Below are 15,326 nucleotides of genomic sequence, written 5' to 3' on the forward strand. Positions count from 1 at the left end.
GCCGTGCCGAGCCGGGCCTGCGGCATCGGACGTTCTGCCGTCGGACACCGCGCCGGCGGCGGCCCCTCAGCGCATGCGCGCGAGCAGGGCCTGCAGCCGGGCACGGGCCGCGGCGTCCGACCAGGCCTCGAACCGAACGGCGAACGCGGCGCGGGCCGCGTCACGCTGCAGGTCCAGTTCGACGAGCATCCGGTCGAGCGCCGCCTCGGGCAGGTCCGCCCCCGCGCCCGGGCCGCCGTGCCCGTCCGTGCGCAGCCCACGCAGCCAGGCCGCTGCCACCTCGGCGTCCTGGTGGGCACCGAGGACGTCCTGCAGCTCCCGCAGCGCAGCGACGATCGCCCGGCTGCGGCTGCGCCCGCCCAGGCCACCGAAGGCGTCGAGGAGGTAGCGCAGGCGTTTGGCGTCCCTGCGCAGCCGGTGCAGTTCGCTGCCGGGCGCCGCGCTCGTGAGCGCACGTCCGCGCTGCAGCACCCGCTGTTGGGCGCCCTCGATGCGTTCGGCGGCGACCCGGCCCAGCGGCGCATCGGCGTCGCGGCCACCCCGCACCCACGCGTCGGGCAGATCGAGCCAGGCCCGCCAGTCCCGACGCAGCTGGTTGCCACGGGGCGAGGCCAGCGCCTCGGCGGCGGCCCGTCGGGTGGCGGTGCGACGACGCTCGAGCAGCTCGCCGACCTGCGCCAGCGCGGCCACCTCGGCGTCCGACGCCTCGTCGGTCGGTACCGGCCAGCGGACGCGCTGGACGTCCAGGTCGCGGGCCGGCCCGGTCACCCGGCCGAGCCATCGCAAGGCCTCGGCCTGGTCGCGGCGCACGATCGCGGGCAGGACCCGCCGACCCGCCGCCAGCAGGGACCGGGTCCGGCGACTGGCCACCCGGAGGTCGTGCAACACCTCGGGATCGTCGTCCTCGAGCCCGTGCCAGGTGGCCTCGATCGTGTCGGCCAGTCGCCGCAGCGCGCTGCGGTAACCGGGCAGCGCCGGTCGCCGGCGGTCGCCGTGGCCGAAGGTCTTCCCCATCTCTCGCCCACCTGGCAGGCCATGGGGCACGATGCGCGCATGGCGGTCGAGATCGAGCGGGCATTCGTGGCGCCACGCGTCCCCGACGCGGCGCTGCTCGGTGCCGGCCTGCCACTGCGTCAAGGCTACGTCGGTCGTGACACCGACACCGAGATTCGGATCCGGATCCAGCCGGGGGCGGCCACCTTGACCATCAAGCTCGGCCGCGGACTGCGGCGCACGGAGATCGAGCTGCCCGTCCCGGCCGACGAGGCCGAACTGCTGTGGGAGCACACGGCGGGCCGGCGGCTCGAGAAGGTCCGCTACCGGGTCCCCGTCGACGGGCTGGTGGCCGACGTCGACGTGTTCACCGACGCGCGCCTCGCGGGCCTGTGCCGCATCGAGGTGGAGTTCGCGTCGGAGCCGGACGCGCACGCGTTCGTGCCGCCGGCCTGGTTCGGCCGCGAAGTGACCGGCGACCCGCGCTGGGGCAACGGCAGCCTCGCCCGCCACGGGCGTCCCGACTGACCATCACTGGCCGCACCGACGACGGGCGATGGTCACACGCGGAGGGGACATCGCGCCCTGGCAGCCGGCGCGCAGGCGGGCGGATGGTCGGGAGACCGGTTCGTCCGAACCGGTCGGAACCAAGGAGCCTCCTGGTGAAAGCGATCGTCTATCACGGCCCCGGGGACAAGCGCTGGGAGGACGTGCCGGACCCGCAGATCGTCGACGACACCGACGCCGTCGTCCGGGTCGACGCCGTCACCATCTGTGGCACGGACCTGCACATCCTCAAGGGCGACGTGCCCGCGGTGACCGACGGCCGGATCCTCGGGCACGAAGCCATCGGCACCGTCGAGGAGATCGGGGCCGGGGTCAAGAACGTCGCGGTCGGCGACCGTGTGCTGGTCTCCTGCATCAGCGCCTGCGGCCGCTGCGACTACTGCCGCCGTGCCAGCTACGGCCAGTGCCGAGGCGGCGGCGGCTGGATCCTCGGCCACCTCATCGATGGCACGCAGGCCGAGCGGGTCCGCGTGCCCTTCGCCGACACGTCCACCTACCCCGTCCCCGACGGCGTCAGCGACGAGGCCACGCTGATGCTGGCCGACATCCTGCCCACCGGCTACGAGGTGGGGGTGCTCAATGGTCAGGTCGCCCCCGGCTCGGTCATCGCCGTGGTCGGCGCCGGACCGATCGGGCTGGCCGCGATCATGACCGCACGACTGCTCTCCCCGAGCGAGATCGTCGCCATCGATCTCGTCGACGCGCGCCTGGAGGCCGCCAAGCGCTTCGGTGCGACGACCACGATCAACAGCCAGCAGGAGAACGCGCTCGAGCACGTCCTGCAGATGACCGACGGGTTGGGCGCCGACGTCGCGATCGAGGCCGTCGGCATCCCGGAGACCTTCGAACTGTGCGCCCGACTGATCCGTCCCGGGGGTCGCGTGGCCAACGTCGGCGTCCACGGCGCACCCGCCACCCTGCACCTCGAGGACCTGTGGATCCGCAACGTGACGGTGACCACGGGGCTCGTCGACACCTACTCCACGCCCACGTTGCTGCGGCTGATCGCGGCCGGGCAGATCGATCCGTCGCCGTTCATCACGCACCGCTTCCCGATGAGCGACTTCCTCGAGGCCTACGACGTGTTCGCCCGGGCGGGCGAGACCGGTTCGCTGAAGGTCGTGCTGACCGCCTGACGCCAGCGGCCGCGTCGCGGCGCCCTCACCCGGGCGCCGCGACGTCACCGGCCCTCCGCGTCCCGACGCGTCGGCCACGCATCTGCGAGGATGCGTGACGCTCGGGTCGCGAGGTGGAGGAGGCGCCGTGGGCGCGCGGGCGTCGGTACGCCGGTCGCGCCCGTGACGGCGGCGCCGGCTCAGACCGTCGACCCGCCGGGCCGGTGGGGCGCGCTGGCCATCCTCGGCACGGCCGAGCTGCTCGCCATGAGCACGTGGTTCTCCGCGTCGGCCGTCGTCACCGACGTGCAGGAGCTGTGGCAGCTGACCCCGGCGGCGGCGTCCATGCTGACCATCGCCGTGCAGTTGGGCTTCGTCGTCGGGGCGGTCGTCAGTGCCGCACTGTCGCTGGCGGACGTGTTCCTCCCGCGGCGCGTGGTGGCCGTCGCGGCCGTGGGTGCGGCCCTGGCCAATCTCGGGCTGCTGGCGGTCGGTTCGGCCGGTCCCGCGATCGCCCTGCGCTTCCTGACCGGGGTGTTCCTGGCGGGCGTCTACCCGCCCGCCATGAAGGCCATGGCGACGTGGTTCCGCCGTCAGCGCGGCCTGGCCCTGGGCGTGATGGTCGGGGCCCTGACGCTCGGCTCGGCCCTCCCGCACCTGGTGCGGGCGGTGGGCGGGCTCGACTGGCGCGTCGTGGTGACGGCGACCTCGGCGACCACGCTGGTCGGTGCCGTGCTGGCGCTGGTCGCCCGTGACGGCCCCTACCCGTTCCCGCGGGCACGATTCGACCCCCGGCTGGCGTTGCGGGTCTTGGCCGACCGGGACGTCCGGCTGGCGTCGTACGGCTATTTCGGTCACATGTGGGAGCTCTACGCGATGTGGGCGTGGGTGGCCGTGTACCTGACCGCATCGTTCGAGCTGTCCGGTCTGCGCCGGCCCGAGACCGCCGCGTCGCTGGCCGCGTTCGCCGCCATCGGGATCGGCGCGCTCGGCTGCGTCGCCGGCGGCGTGCTCGGGGACCGTCGGGGGCGCGCGTGGCTCACGTCCCTGGCGATGCTGGCCTCCGGCGGCGCCGCCGCGGCCGCCGGCGTGGTCTTCGGCGGCCCCCCGGCCCTGGTCGTCGGCCTGGTGTTGTTCTGGGGATTCTGGGTCGTGGCCGACTCCGCACAGTTCTCCACCCTGGTCACCGAGTTGGCCGACCAGCGCTACGTCGGCACCGCCGTCACCCTGCAACTCGCGCTCGGGTTCACGCTGACGGTCGCGACGATCTGGCTCATCCCGGTGCTGGTCGACGCCGCCGGCTGGCGCTGGGCCTTCCTGGTCCTGACGCCCGGTCCGCTGCTCGGGACGGCCGCCATGCGTGCCCTGGCCCGCCGGCAGCGGGCCGGTTCACCAGCCCTCGCCGGCTGAGCGTCCCCGGGCAGTCGTCCCCGCAGCGGCGTCGAGGTGCCAGCCGGCCAGGCCGACGACGGGCAGCCCCGCGGCGGCCCACGCGCGCAGCCCGCCGTCGAGGTGGGCGACGTCGCGGTAGCCCAGCGATTCCAGGGCCAGCACGGACAGCGCCGAACGGCTGCCGAGCCAGCAGTACACGATCGTCCGCCAGGCGGGATCCAGCGCCGGATGGTGCAGCGGGCTGGTCGGATCGGCCGCGAACTCGAGTTGGCCGCGGGGCACGTGCACGGCATCGGCGACCCTGCCGTGCTCCGCGAGCTCGTCGGGCTCGCGCACGTCCAGCAGGATCGCGTCGCGAGCCAGCAGGTGGGCCTCGACCTGCGCCGGCGTCAGGTTGCGGATGCGTGCGGTGGCGTCGGCGACCAGGTCGGCCGCGGTCGCAGCCATGGGGGCTCCTTCCAGAGATGGTGAAAGGGCGGAAGGAACGCTGTCACGACCGGAACAGGGCCGCGATTCCGCTCGCTCGACATACGGGCGGCACCTACGCTCGGTCCGTCAGGGGGCGACGGCATGCCGGCTCGAGAACTCGCCATCGAGGACTCCCTCACCCAGACGGTGCGGGAGGCGTTGGCCGCGGGCGCTTGGCGGCGGGCGTTCGACCTCCTGCTGGAGGCCCGGGAGGCCGGCGGGCTCACCGATGCGCAGCTGGACCTGCTCGGCGACGCCGCCTACGGCGCCGGTGACCTGGAGGCCGCGATCGCCGCCTGGGAGGAACTCCACCGCCGCCACAGCGCCGCCGGGGACACGCTGGCCGCCGCGGGCGCGGCCGTCACCATCGCCACCTACCTCATGATGGACACGGGGCTGATGGCGCCGGTCCGTGGCTGGACCGCGCGGGCCGAGCGGCTGCTGGACGGGCAGGCGGAGTCGCCAGTGCACGCCGGGCTGGCGATGGTGCGCGCCTACGAGCGGCTGCTCTCCGGCGACGTCGCCGGTACGCGACGGTGGGCCGAGGCGGCGGTCGACCTCGGCACCCGCCTCGATGCCGCCGCTCCGGCCGCCGTGGGACGGGTCGCGCTGGCCCGGACCATGATCTTCGACGGGCAGGTCGAAGACGGCCTGCGACTGCTCGACGAAGCCGCGGTCGCGACGCTGTCGGGGTCGTTGGACCCGCTGGCCGCCGGCATGGTGTGGTGCGAGCTGATCTGCGCCATGCAGGGACTGGCGCAGTACGACCGCGCCGAGGAGTGGACCGACGCCATGGAGCGCTGGCGGCACGGCAACGCGTTCGGCGGGCTCAACGGCCGCTGCCGCGTGCACCGCGCCGAGATCCTGCGGCTCCGGGGATCCTGCGCCGAGGCGGAGCACGAGGCACTGCTCGCATGCGAGGAGCTGCGGCCGTGGATGCGGCGGGAGTTCGGCTGGCCGCTGACCGAGCTGGGCACCATCCGGCTACGCAGGGGCGATCTCGCCGGTGCCGAGCGGGCCTTCCTCGAGGCCCACGGGCACGGCTGGGATCCGCATCCTGGCCTGGCGCTGCTGCGGCTCGCGCAGGGCGACGTGACGTCTGCCTCGGTGCTGATCCGCGCCGCGCTCGAGCATCCCGGCAACGTGCCGTCCAAGGAGCGCCCGCCCTACGGGCCCCTGCCGCGGGCCCCGTCGCTGGCCGCCGAGGTGGAGATCGCGCTGGCGGCCGGTGAGCCCGACCGGGCGGCGCGCGCCGCCGAGGAGCTGACCGGCATCGCCGGCGCCTTCCGCAGCCGTGCGCTGGAGGCCGCAGCGGCCCTGGCCCGGGGCCGGGTGGCCCTCGCGCGCGGTGACGCCGAGGCGGCCGTCGGCGAGGGCGAGACGGCGCTGGCCGGCTGGTGCGACGTCGGTGCGCCCTACGAGGCGGCGGTGGTGCGCGGCTTCCTCGCCGAGGCCTACGGCGAGTGCGGCAACCACGCCCGTGCGCGGCTGGAGGCCCAGGCCGCCACGGCCGCGTTCACCCGCATCGGCGCGGTCCCGCCGGGTGGCCCGCCTGCCGTTGGCGGCCACGCCACCTCGGCGATGCCTCTCGCCGTCCGTCACGACGACCCGGTGGTGGACGACGCCGTAGCCGTCTTCCGTTGCGAGGGCGACACCCGCCGCATCGTGTTCGCCGGCCGCGCCGTGCTGCTGCACGACCTGAAGGGCATGCGCCACCTGGAACGCCTGCTGGCCGAGCCCGGGCGCGAGTTCCACGCGCTCGACCTCGTCATGGCCGAGGTCGGGGCGTCCACACCGTCGCCCGCCAACGAGCCGGCGCTGCGGCCGTCGCGCGGCGGCGACGCCGGACCGCTGTTGGACGAGCAGGCCCGGCAGGCGTACCGCCGCCGGCTGGCGGAAATCGACGACGACCTCGCCGAGGCCGAACGGTTCGGCGACGCCGAACGGGCTGCCCGGGCGGAGGCGGACCGCGAGTACCTCGTGCGGGAACTGGCGCGCGCATTCGGACTCGGCGGCCGGTCGCGCACCGCGGGTGCCGCCGCCGAGCGTGCCCGCGCCAGCGTGACGCGGGCCCTGCGGTACGCGCTCGCCCGCATCGCGACCCACCACCGTGACCTCGGGGAGCACCTGCAGCACACCGTGCACACCGGTACGTACTGCTGCTACCGCCCGGACCCGCGGGTGCGGGTCGACTGGCAGCTCTGACCGTCGGACGCGGACTTCGTGTCTCGCGGCGTGCCCTCGACGTCACGAGGGCGACCGCTCGGGCTGTCACGCCCGTGACAGGGTTGCTTCCGCCGTGCCGGTGACACCGCGGCGGCGAAGGCCGTGGTGGCGACGAGGAGGAAGCGATCATGAACGTGTCGACCGGCGGACTGCCCGTGGAGCGGCGCATCGACGGGGTCGAAGCACGCCGCGCGACGTGGGCGGGCACCGCCGTGCGCGTGCTCGACGTCGCCCCCGGCGGTGACTTGCAGCGCCTGGGGACGACCACCGAGAGTGGGCTGTGTCCCGTCGACCACTGGGGTGTGGTGCTGGAGGGCCGGGTGGACGTGCGGTTCGCGTTCGGTGAACGCGAGACCGCGTCGGCCGGCGACATCTTCTTCTGGCCGGCGCTGCACCGATGCTGGAGCGAGCAGGGCGCCCGCCTGGTGGAGTTCAGCCGCAGTGCGGATCTCGACGCGGCGGCGCGGTGACTCCGGCGATGTGCGGCCCGCGCGTCAGTCCGTCATCCGCGCTTGACCTGGCCCGAACGGGCTAGTTGTTTCCTCCCTCGTCCGGACCGGACGGCCCCTCCGCCGGTCCGCGAGGGAGGAGAGCCCCACGTGAGTACCACTACCCGTAGCAACCCCCGCATGCGACTGGCCAGCGGCTTGGCCGCCGTGACCCTGGCCGGCGCGCTGCTGCCGGGCGCCGCGGCGCCGGCCGAGGCGTTCCCGGAGGAGTCGCGCTGTCACCGCAACCTGCCGACGGCGATCAGCGGCCACATCGACCATGCCGAGCTCGGGCGCACGCTCGAGCAGCTCGAGCGGACCAGCCGCGGCGCCATCGAGGTCGACGTCGCTGGCTACACCAACCACGGGCGCGAGATCTGGACGGCCCGGGTCGGCGAGGGCGACCAGGTCGTCCTGGTCAACAGCCAGATCCACGGCAACGAGAAGCACAACGTTCACGCCGTGCTGAACATCCTGAAGACGCTGAGCACGAATTCGCCGCAGGCCCAGCAGATCCGCGAGGCGGTCACGCTGGTGTTCGTGCCGATGCTCAACGCCGACGGCGGCGAGGCCAACCAACGCCAGAACGTGATGACCTGGGACGAGGTCGTCGCCGACTTCCCGCAGCTCGAGGGTGCCCGGCGGGCCTGGAACTTCAACACGAACAATCAGGGCTTCGACGTCAACCGGGACTTCAACCCGGACCTCGACTACGTGCCCGACCCCGCCGACTTCCCCGGCAGCAGCGCCGGCACGGGCTGGTACATCACCCCGGAGGCCCAGACGCTGCGTGACGTCTACGCCGCGCTGGAGGACGAGTTCGGTGTGGTCGATGTCTTCGTCGACCTGCACAACCAGGGGCCTTGCTACACCGGCGACGGGCTGGACGGCTACTCGCCGCTGTCGCTGTCGGCACGGTTCATCGCCGACCCGAGCGAGCACGGGGACTGGCCGCTGTTCGACTACGACGCGTCGCGCCAGGCCAACCTCGCCGTGCACGACGCGCTGCAGATCGGCAACTCGCCCTACGGTGCGATCACGCTGTACCCGCAGAACATCAACCTGCCGGGCACCGCGCTGGGGTCGTTCGCACTGCGCGGCAGCGCGACCGTGCTGTTCGAGACCAGTGGCAACTCGACGTCGACCGGCCAGAAGCGCATGGGCATGGCGATCAAGCAGATCGAGGTCGGCCTGATGGGGCTGATCGAGGCGGTCGCGGACGGCTCGTGGCGTGACCTCGACCCGGAGCGCTACGAGGACATCCCACACCGCCAGAACGCGAACTGAGACGCGCGGGGGACGACGGCGCGGTGCACCAGCACCGCGCCGTCGTGCGTCCACGCCCGACCGGGCCTCAGGGAACGACGTTCTGGTTGAGGTGGAAGACGTTGTCCGGGTCGTACTGCCGCTTGATCGCGACGAGGCGGGCGTAGTTGCCGCCGTAGTTGTCGCGGACGCGGTCCTGGTCGTCTCCCGCCATGAAGTTGACGTAACCACTGGACTCCGAGTGCGGGGCGATGGCCTCGTAGTAGTCGCGGACCCAACCGATGTTGGCGTCGTTGTCGGCCGGGTCCTCCCACATGCCGGCGATGACGGCGGCGAAGTTGGCTTCCCGGTGGGCGAACGCCGTCTCGTTGGGCGCGACGTCGTGGACCGCACCGTCGATCGGGTACAGGTGCATCGTCGACTGGACGCTCGGCACACGCGGCCCGTGCTCGAGGTGAGCGGCGATCGCCTCGTCGGTCAGGTCGGTGACGAAGTTGGCCTTCCAGTAGTGCTGCAGGCCTGGCGGCAACAGCGCGTCGAAGGCGCTGTTGAGCGCCGGATACGGCATCGTGTCGACGTGTTCCGCCGCGGGCTGCGCCACGTCGCGGAGTTGGTCGATCAGGGCCGCACCCTCCTCGGCGGGTCCGTTGAAGCAGGCGACCACGATGACGAACGTGTCGCCGTGCCGCTCCTCCGGGATGAACGGCAGTGGTGGCGCGATCTGGAAGCCCGGGAAGGCGCCCATGGCGCGTGGTGCGGCGGCGATCCAGTCACGGTAGGTCCGCAGCAGCACCTCGGCGTCCTCGAGCTCGAACAGCATCGGCCCACCGTGGATCTGGTCGACCTCGTGGAGACGGAACAGCAGGTCCGTCACCACACCGAAGTTGCCGCCGCCACCGCGCAGCGCCCAGAACAGATCGGCGTGCTCCTTCTCCGAGGCGTGGAGGAACTCGCCGTCGGCGGTGACCACGTCAGCGGCCAGCAGGTTGTCCAGTGACAGCCCGTGGGCCCGTGCGAGGTAGCCGATCCCGCCGCCGAGCGTCAGACCGCTGACCCCGGTCGTCGACACCAGGCCGCCCGTGGTCGCCAGCCCGAAGGCGTGCGTCGCGTGGTCCAGGTCGCCCCAGGTGCACCCGGCCTGGACCCGCACCGTGCGCTCCATCGGGTCGACGCGGATCCCCTTCATCGGCTGCAGGTCGAGCACGATCCCGTCGTCGAGCGTGCCGAATCCGGCCACGGCGTGGCCACCGGCCCGAACCGCCAGTTCGATGCCGTGGTCGCGAGCGTGGCGCACCGTGGCGATCACGTCGGCGACGTCGCGGGCTCGGACGACCGCCAGCGGATGTCGGTCGTGCATGGCATTGCGGACCGTCCGGGCTTCTTCGTAGGCGACGTCGTCGCGGGTGATCACGTCGCCACGCACCACCGCACGCAGGTCCTCGAGCAGCGTCGCATCCACCATCGATCCCTCCCCAGGGTCATCGGTCCGACCCCCGCGGCCGAACCTTCGTCGACCCTCCGTCGCCGCGAGGTGGCCGTCAATCGGGTTCGCACCATGGGCGTCTTTCACTCCCTGACGGCTACGTTGCGCCGACCTCGGGGCCCCGTGGCCGCTCGCCGTCCCGGAGACGACCATGTCCACGCCCGCCGCCGTCACCGGGTCCGACACCGTGCCGGCACCGCCGCGCCGCTCCGGCGGTGCCCATCCCGTCGCCGTGGTCACGGGGGCCAACCACGGCATCGGCGCCGCCACGGCCCGGCATCTCGCGGCCACCGGCGCACACGTGCTCGTCGCCGGCCTGCCCATCGAGGACGAACGGGACCCCGCGACGCCGGCGGCCTACTACACGGCCCGCGCCCGCGATCCGGAACTCGTCGCGGAGACGATCCGCGCCGACGGCGGTCGAGCGGTCGCCGCGGCGGTCGACCTGGCCGACGACGACGCCGCGCGCAGGCTCTACGACCGCGCGGAAGAGGCGTTCGACGCGCCGGTGCGGATCCTGGTGCACAACGCGACCGGATGGGTCGGCGACTCGTTCCGTGGAGGCGGGACCGACCATGCCGAGCGGACGGTGCGACCGGTCACGCCGGCGACGTTCGACCAGCAGTTCGCCGTCGACGCCCGTGCCGGCGCACTGCTGATCGCCGAGCACGCGCGACGGCACCGCCAGCGGGGTGACGACTGGGGCCGGATCGTCACGCTGACCTCCGGGGGGCCGGACGGCTTCCCGTCCGAGGCCTCCTACGGCGCGGCGAAGGCGGCTCTCGACAACTACGCGATGACCGCCGCTGCGGAGCTGGGCGAGCTCGGTATCACGGCGAACGCGCTCATGCCGCCGGTGACGGACACGGGCTGGGTGACCGATCCCGTCCGGGACTTCGTCGCCTCGTCGTGGGGGCACCAGCACGTCGCCAGCCCGGAGGAGGTGGCCGGGGTGGTCGCGTGGTTGTGCTCCGACGCGTCCTGGCTCGTGACCGGCAACCGGATCGTCCTGCGCTAGGGACCGCTGCGCACCACGAGCCGCGCTCAGGGGCCGGAGAGCACGAGCTCCGGGCTGCGGCCGAGGAAGTCGCCGTAACGCTCGGCGGCGTCGTGCAGGGCGGCCCGCTCGTCGGGCGCCAGGCCGCGGAACAACTCGACCTCGAAGACCACGCGGTCGGGTTCCACTCGGCGACGCATCCCGCCGACCATCTGCGCGTCCACGAGGGCCATGCCGACGGTCCGGCGGCTGCGCGGGACGATGCCGTCGACGTCGAGCACGTCTCGGGAGTCCTGATAGCCGTTGTGGTACTCGTCCAGAGTCTGCAGCAGGTGGCCGCGCGGTTCCAACGGCCCATCGTCCGGCACCTCGCCGCCGTGCCAGTAGGTGCGGCCGTCGTGCTCGAAGCTGGCGAGGCGGTCGCCCGCGGCCGCCAGCCCCGCGCGGACGTCGGTGACGGTCATCGTCGCCCAATAGGTGAGGTCTCGTTCGGTGGCGGGGCCGTGGCCCGTGAAGTAGCGCACCACGAGTTCGGCGACCGCTTCGTCCCGGTCGCGCCGGCGGGCCGACGGCGCTCGCTCGTCCAGCAACGCATAGGTGTGCTGACCATCGACGAGCGGTCCGCTGCAGACGATGGCCTCCAGCTCCACGTCCGCCATCAGCACGGCCAGGGCCAGGTTCACAGCGGGAAGGCCAGCCTCGCGCAAGCGTTCCCCCAGGGCCGCACGAGTCAGCGGCCCATCGGCGGCGAGCGACGAGGCGATGACCGACCGCGAACGTTCGATCGCGGCGCCGTCCAGGCCGAGCTCGCGCTCGTGCAGGCGGAACGTGCGCCGGATGCGTGGCGCCGTCAGCTCCAGCAGCCAGCGGATGTCGCCCGGCCGCACGAAGTGCCAGGTCGGCCGCAGCACGTGGGTCCGCAGCACGGTGCCAGCGTCGAACCGGCGCGCGAACTCGGTCTCGGTGAGGCCGTTGGTGCGGGTCGCCACGGCCCACGACGCCTGCCCGTGGTTCTCCGCCTGCACCCCGAGCAGGCCACCGACGACCGCCTCCGGGGAGGCGTGACCCTGCCCTGCGAGCCGCAGCGTGCGCACCCGCCAGCGGGCGATCGCTCGTGCGTCCATGCCAGCTCCCGTCACCGCCGCTGTCACGGTAAGCCTCGATGGTGTCAGTTCCGGTCCTCGTCGGAGGAGTGACGCAGACGGCAACGGGCCGGCACGTCGACCGGCCACCCCGTCCCCGGACGGATGTCTATGGTGGAGCCATGGATGTGCCGGACGGGGTGACGAGCCGACACGAGTCGGCGCTGGGCACATGGGTCAGGGCCTGGCAGCGACCCGGCGCGCCGCTGCGCGGGCTGGTCGCGGGGTACCACGGGTACGAGCAGCGGCTGGCCCGGCCGGCCCGGCACCGCGGCATCCCCGGCGCTTCGGTGGCACTGGTGTTCGGCTTCGGCCCGCCCCAGACCGTGTCCTCTCCGGATGCCGGGACCGAGCCCGTGACACTCGGTTCCTTCGTCGCGGGCCTCTACGACCGGCACGTACTGATCGACGCGCCGTCCTACCACGGCATCCAGGTCGATCTCGGTCCCGTAGCCGCCTTCCGCCTGCTGAGGCGACCGTTGCGTGAGCTGACCGGGCGGACGCTCCCGCTGCACTCGGTGTTCGGCCGGCACGCCGACCGCGTCGTGGAGCGGCTCGCCACGGCGCCGAGCTGGCCCGACCGCTTCCGGATGCTCGACCGGCTGCTGATCGCCAACCTCCACCGCGGCATGCTCCCTCGCACCGAGGTCCACCAGGCCTGGCGCCGCATCCGGGCCACCGGCGGCCGTGTGCGCGTTGGTGCGCTCGCCCGCGAACTGGGATGGAGCGAGCGACGACTCGCCTCCCAGTTCGGTGACCAGCTCGGGATGTCACCGAAGCGGATGGCCGGGCTCGTGCGGTTCGAGCGGGCGGCGGCCCTGCTCGCGCGCCCCGATCGCCCATCGCTGGCGGAGATCGCGCACCGCGTCGGCTACTACGACCAGGCGCACCTCACCACCGAGGTGCGCCGCTTCGCCGGGCTGACCCCGCGGCAGCTCGTCGGTGATCGGCTCCCCGACCAGGGCGGCGTCTTCGACCTCACCGGGCGGTGACCGTCTCGCCGGCGGGGACCATCGACCCTTCCGATTCTTCCAAGCCAGGTCACGGTCGCCGTCGTAGCGTCCTTCGTGTTCCTGCCCGTCGACGCGAGGAGTACACATGCGGCCCCAGCTGATCCCGGTCCCCGGTTACCGCGACCTGCCCAAGGCCATCGACTTCCTGGTCGAGGCCTTCGGGTTCGAACGGCACGCGGTCTACGAGGACGAGCGCGGCAACCTGCAGCACGTCGAACTCGTGCTCGGCGGCGCGATGGTGATGCCGGCCCCCGTGGACGGCACCGAGTACGGCCGTCTGCTCCGCGCGGTCGACGACGCTGGCCCCACCGGCGGCTACTACGTCGTCGTGGACGACGTCGCCGCCCACGAGGAGCGAGCCCGCTCCGCCGGGGCGCAGATCGTCATCCCGCTGCGGGAGCAGGAGTACGGCACGGACTACACCTGCCGCGACCTCGACGGCCACCTGTGGACCTTCGGCACCTACGACCCGTGGGCCAGCACCGGCGAGTGACACACGCCGATCAGGAACCGGCGGCGCGGTAGCGATCCACCAGCCAGGCGCCGAGTCCGTCGACGAGACGCAGGAGCTCGTCCTCGTCGGCGAGCCCCGCACCCTCCTCGCTACGCCGGAGCGCCGCTTCTGCCGAGGCGCGCAGGGCGGGCGCGACGCGGGCCACGAGCGCGGCACCGGTTGCCCGATCGGTCGACCAGCCGCCGGTCTCGACGCTCAGCAGGGTGGCGGCGGCCATCAGCAGCTTGCGGCAGACCCGCACCTCCAGGGCGGCACGCGCCGCCGGATCGGTCGTCGTCTCGAGCCGGCGGCGGACGTCGGCCAGCACTGCACCGAGGTCGCCGTTGAAGCCGACCGCCAGCTCGGTGGACGGCCGGCAGGCCGGCAACGTCGGTCGCAGGTCCTCGCCGGCGAGGTACACGGTGTAGTGCCGCAGGAAGCAGCGGTCGGCCGCGGCCGCTGGATCCGGGCGCCAAAAGTCCTCGAACGTCACGGTGCCGACCGCCACGCCGCGCACCACGTCGCGGTGTCGCCGGCCGACCTCCGCGGCGACGTCGCCCAGGGCCGCGTCCACGGTGGTACGCAGCACGACGATCAGATCGAGGTCGGAGCGGGCCACGACCGCCTGGCCCGTGGCCACGCTGCCGTACAGATAGATGCCGTGCAGGCTGGCACCCACCTCGGCACGCAGGCGCGAGACGGCATCGTCGACGACGGGCGCGAAGGCCACGTCGAGGTGGGCCGCGTCCGCGCCGGTCACGATCGTGCCGTCGGCCGCCACGCCCTCACGCGGATCGCGCACGTGGTGCTCCTGCGCTGTGCCCTGCCCAGCGGACGCGTGGGCGGGCACGACCCTATGCCCTCGATGGATCGCTATCGTCGGACGATGGAGACGTCGGTCCTGCTGGTCCACAGCCCGCTGGTCGGTCCCACGACGTGGGACCCAGTGGCGCGCGTGCTGGCCGCGAGGGGCTGCGAGATCCGGCTGCCGAACCTGACCGGGGTCGCCGAGGCGGGTCCGCCGCGTTGGCGCTGGTTCGTGGACGCCGCGGTGTCGGCAGCCGCCGACCTGGCCGCACCCGTGGTCGTCGCCGGGCACTCGGGCGCGGGCGTGCTGCTACCTGCCATCGGTGCGGGGCTGGACGACCGGCTCGGTGGGCTGGTGTTCGTGGACGCCGTGGTCCCGCCGACGACCGGCGCACACCAGAGCTCCGATGCCATGCTCCGGTTCCTCGATGGTCAGTCGGAAGCCGGCCGGCTGCGGCCGTGGCTCGACTGGTGGCCCGACGACGTCGTGGCCGACCTCCTGCCCGACCCGGCCGATCGCGCGGTCCTGCGCCAGGAACTGCCGCGCGTGCCCAGGGACTTCTACGACGAGCCGGTCCCGATGCCGCCGGACTGGTCGGTCGACGGCTGCGTCTACCTGCGCCTCAGCGATGCCTACGACGAAGAACTCGGCGAAGCGCAGCGGCGAGGCTGGCCCTGCCGTGCGCTCGACAGCGACCACCTCGGCATGTTCACGAACCCCGAACCGGTCGTCGACGCGGTCGAGTCCCTGTTCGCCGCGGCGAGCCACCGGTCAGCACCGTCCGACGCCTGAGCCGCTTCGCGGACACGGCAGTCGGTCCAGCCGTTCGGTGCCGCGGCTCGGTGCACCCACTACGGTTCGCGTGGACACCGGAC

15 protein-coding genes are annotated in these 15,326 nt (G+C 73.3%); 10 read left to right on the forward strand and 5 right to left on the reverse strand.

Features of this window, described 5'->3' with window-relative positions; all coding sequences use genetic code 11:
• Positions 1 to 66: 66 nt before the first annotated feature.
• Positions 67 to 1,014, reverse strand: coding sequence for a CHAD domain-containing protein (locus ACERM0_RS12850; protein WP_373679005.1), 948 nt, complete (start codon positions 1,012 to 1,014; stop codon positions 67 to 69).
• 39 nt (positions 1,015 to 1,053) lie between these two features.
• Between ACERM0_RS12850 and ACERM0_RS12855 the strand changes: the two genes are divergently transcribed.
• The 3 genes from ACERM0_RS12855 to ACERM0_RS12865 all read left to right on the forward strand — a co-directional run bounded on the left by ACERM0_RS12855 (position 1,054) and on the right by ACERM0_RS12865 (position 4,085).
• On the forward strand, positions 1,054 to 1,521 hold the full coding sequence (locus ACERM0_RS12855) for an adenylate cyclase (protein WP_373679006.1): 468 nt from the start codon (positions 1,054 to 1,056) through the stop codon (positions 1,519 to 1,521).
• 134 nt (positions 1,522 to 1,655) lie between these two features.
• Positions 1,656 to 2,696 (forward strand): zinc-dependent alcohol dehydrogenase family protein, encoded by a 1,041-nt coding sequence (locus ACERM0_RS12860; RefSeq protein WP_373679007.1) that lies wholly within the window; start codon positions 1,656 to 1,658, stop codon positions 2,694 to 2,696.
• A 162-nt stretch (positions 2,697 to 2,858) separates the two neighbouring features.
• Positions 2,859 to 4,085, forward strand: a complete 1,227-nt coding sequence (locus ACERM0_RS12865; RefSeq protein ID WP_373679008.1) for a nitrate/nitrite transporter — start codon at positions 2,859 to 2,861, stop codon at positions 4,083 to 4,085.
• Here ACERM0_RS12865 and ACERM0_RS12870 read toward each other — a convergent pair.
• The gene (locus ACERM0_RS12870; protein WP_373679009.1) at positions 4,065 to 4,514 is read right to left on the reverse strand and encodes a rhodanese-like domain-containing protein; all 450 of its coding nucleotides are present in this window, start codon (positions 4,512 to 4,514) and stop codon (positions 4,065 to 4,067) included. The genes ACERM0_RS12865 and ACERM0_RS12870 overlap by 21 nt on opposite strands.
• 123 nt (positions 4,515 to 4,637) lie before the next feature.
• Between ACERM0_RS12870 and ACERM0_RS12875 the strand changes: the two genes are divergently transcribed.
• The 3 genes from ACERM0_RS12875 to ACERM0_RS12885 all read left to right on the forward strand — a co-directional run bounded on the left by ACERM0_RS12875 (position 4,638) and on the right by ACERM0_RS12885 (position 8,536).
• Entirely contained in the window at positions 4,638 to 6,740 is a 2,103-nt protein-coding gene (locus tag ACERM0_RS12875) for a transcriptional regulator (RefSeq protein WP_373679010.1), read from the forward strand.
• 149 nt (positions 6,741 to 6,889) lie between these two features.
• A complete protein-coding gene (locus tag ACERM0_RS12880; RefSeq protein WP_373679011.1) occupies positions 6,890 to 7,231 on the forward strand; it encodes a hypothetical protein in 342 nt (113 codons plus the stop codon).
• A 159-nt stretch (positions 7,232 to 7,390) separates the two neighbouring features.
• On the forward strand, positions 7,391 to 8,536 hold the full coding sequence (locus ACERM0_RS12885; protein ID WP_373679012.1) for a M14 family zinc carboxypeptidase: 1,146 nt from the start codon (positions 7,391 to 7,393) through the stop codon (positions 8,534 to 8,536).
• 67 nt (positions 8,537 to 8,603) lie between these two features.
• Here the strand turns inward: ACERM0_RS12885 and ACERM0_RS12890 are convergent, their stop codons facing one another.
• Positions 8,604 to 9,977, reverse strand: a complete 1,374-nt coding sequence (locus ACERM0_RS12890) for an FAD-binding oxidoreductase (RefSeq protein ID WP_373679013.1) — start codon at positions 9,975 to 9,977, stop codon at positions 8,604 to 8,606.
• A gap of 172 nt (positions 9,978 to 10,149) precedes the next feature.
• Here ACERM0_RS12890 and ACERM0_RS12895 point away from each other — a divergent pair, with 172 nt between their 5' ends.
• Positions 10,150 to 11,016 carry an SDR family NAD(P)-dependent oxidoreductase gene (locus tag ACERM0_RS12895; protein ID WP_373679014.1) on the forward strand — a complete coding sequence of 289 codons (867 nt, stop codon included), beginning with the start codon at positions 10,150 to 10,152 and terminating at the stop codon, positions 11,014 to 11,016.
• 26 nt (positions 11,017 to 11,042) lie between these two features.
• On the opposite strand, the gene ACERM0_RS12900 is transcribed toward ACERM0_RS12895, so the two are convergent.
• Positions 11,043 to 12,119: a winged helix DNA-binding domain-containing protein gene (locus ACERM0_RS12900; RefSeq protein ID WP_373679015.1), complete on the reverse strand. Its 1,077-nt coding sequence runs from the start codon at positions 12,117 to 12,119 to the stop codon at positions 11,043 to 11,045.
• 140 nt (positions 12,120 to 12,259) lie between these two features.
• Here ACERM0_RS12900 and ACERM0_RS12905 point away from each other — a divergent pair, with 140 nt between their 5' ends.
• Together ACERM0_RS12905 and ACERM0_RS12910 are read left to right on the forward strand one after the other, a co-directional pair.
• Positions 12,260 to 13,129, forward strand: coding sequence for a helix-turn-helix domain-containing protein (locus ACERM0_RS12905; RefSeq protein ID WP_373679016.1), 870 nt, complete (start codon positions 12,260 to 12,262; stop codon positions 13,127 to 13,129).
• 106 nt (positions 13,130 to 13,235) lie between these two features.
• Positions 13,236 to 13,643 carry a VOC family protein gene (locus ACERM0_RS12910; RefSeq protein WP_373679017.1) on the forward strand — a complete coding sequence of 136 codons (408 nt, stop codon included), beginning with the start codon at positions 13,236 to 13,238 and terminating at the stop codon, positions 13,641 to 13,643.
• Positions 13,644 to 13,653: 10 nt separating this feature from the next.
• Here ACERM0_RS12910 and ACERM0_RS12915 read toward each other — a convergent pair whose 3' ends face one another.
• Positions 13,654 to 14,445 (reverse strand): nucleotidyltransferase domain-containing protein, encoded by a 792-nt coding sequence (locus ACERM0_RS12915; RefSeq protein ID WP_373679018.1) that lies wholly within the window; start codon positions 14,443 to 14,445, stop codon positions 13,654 to 13,656.
• Positions 14,446 to 14,529: 84 nt separating this feature from the next.
• Here ACERM0_RS12915 and ACERM0_RS12920 point away from each other — a divergent pair, with 84 nt between their 5' ends.
• Positions 14,530 to 15,243, forward strand: coding sequence for an alpha/beta fold hydrolase (locus ACERM0_RS12920; RefSeq protein ID WP_373679019.1), 714 nt, complete (start codon positions 14,530 to 14,532; stop codon positions 15,241 to 15,243).
• Positions 15,244 to 15,326 lie beyond the last annotated feature (83 nt).

Origin of the sequence: Egicoccus sp. AB-alg2 (assembly GCF_041821065.1) — a bacterium.
In the GTDB taxonomy this organism is placed as follows: Bacteria; Actinomycetota; Nitriliruptoria; order Nitriliruptorales; family Nitriliruptoraceae; genus Egicoccus.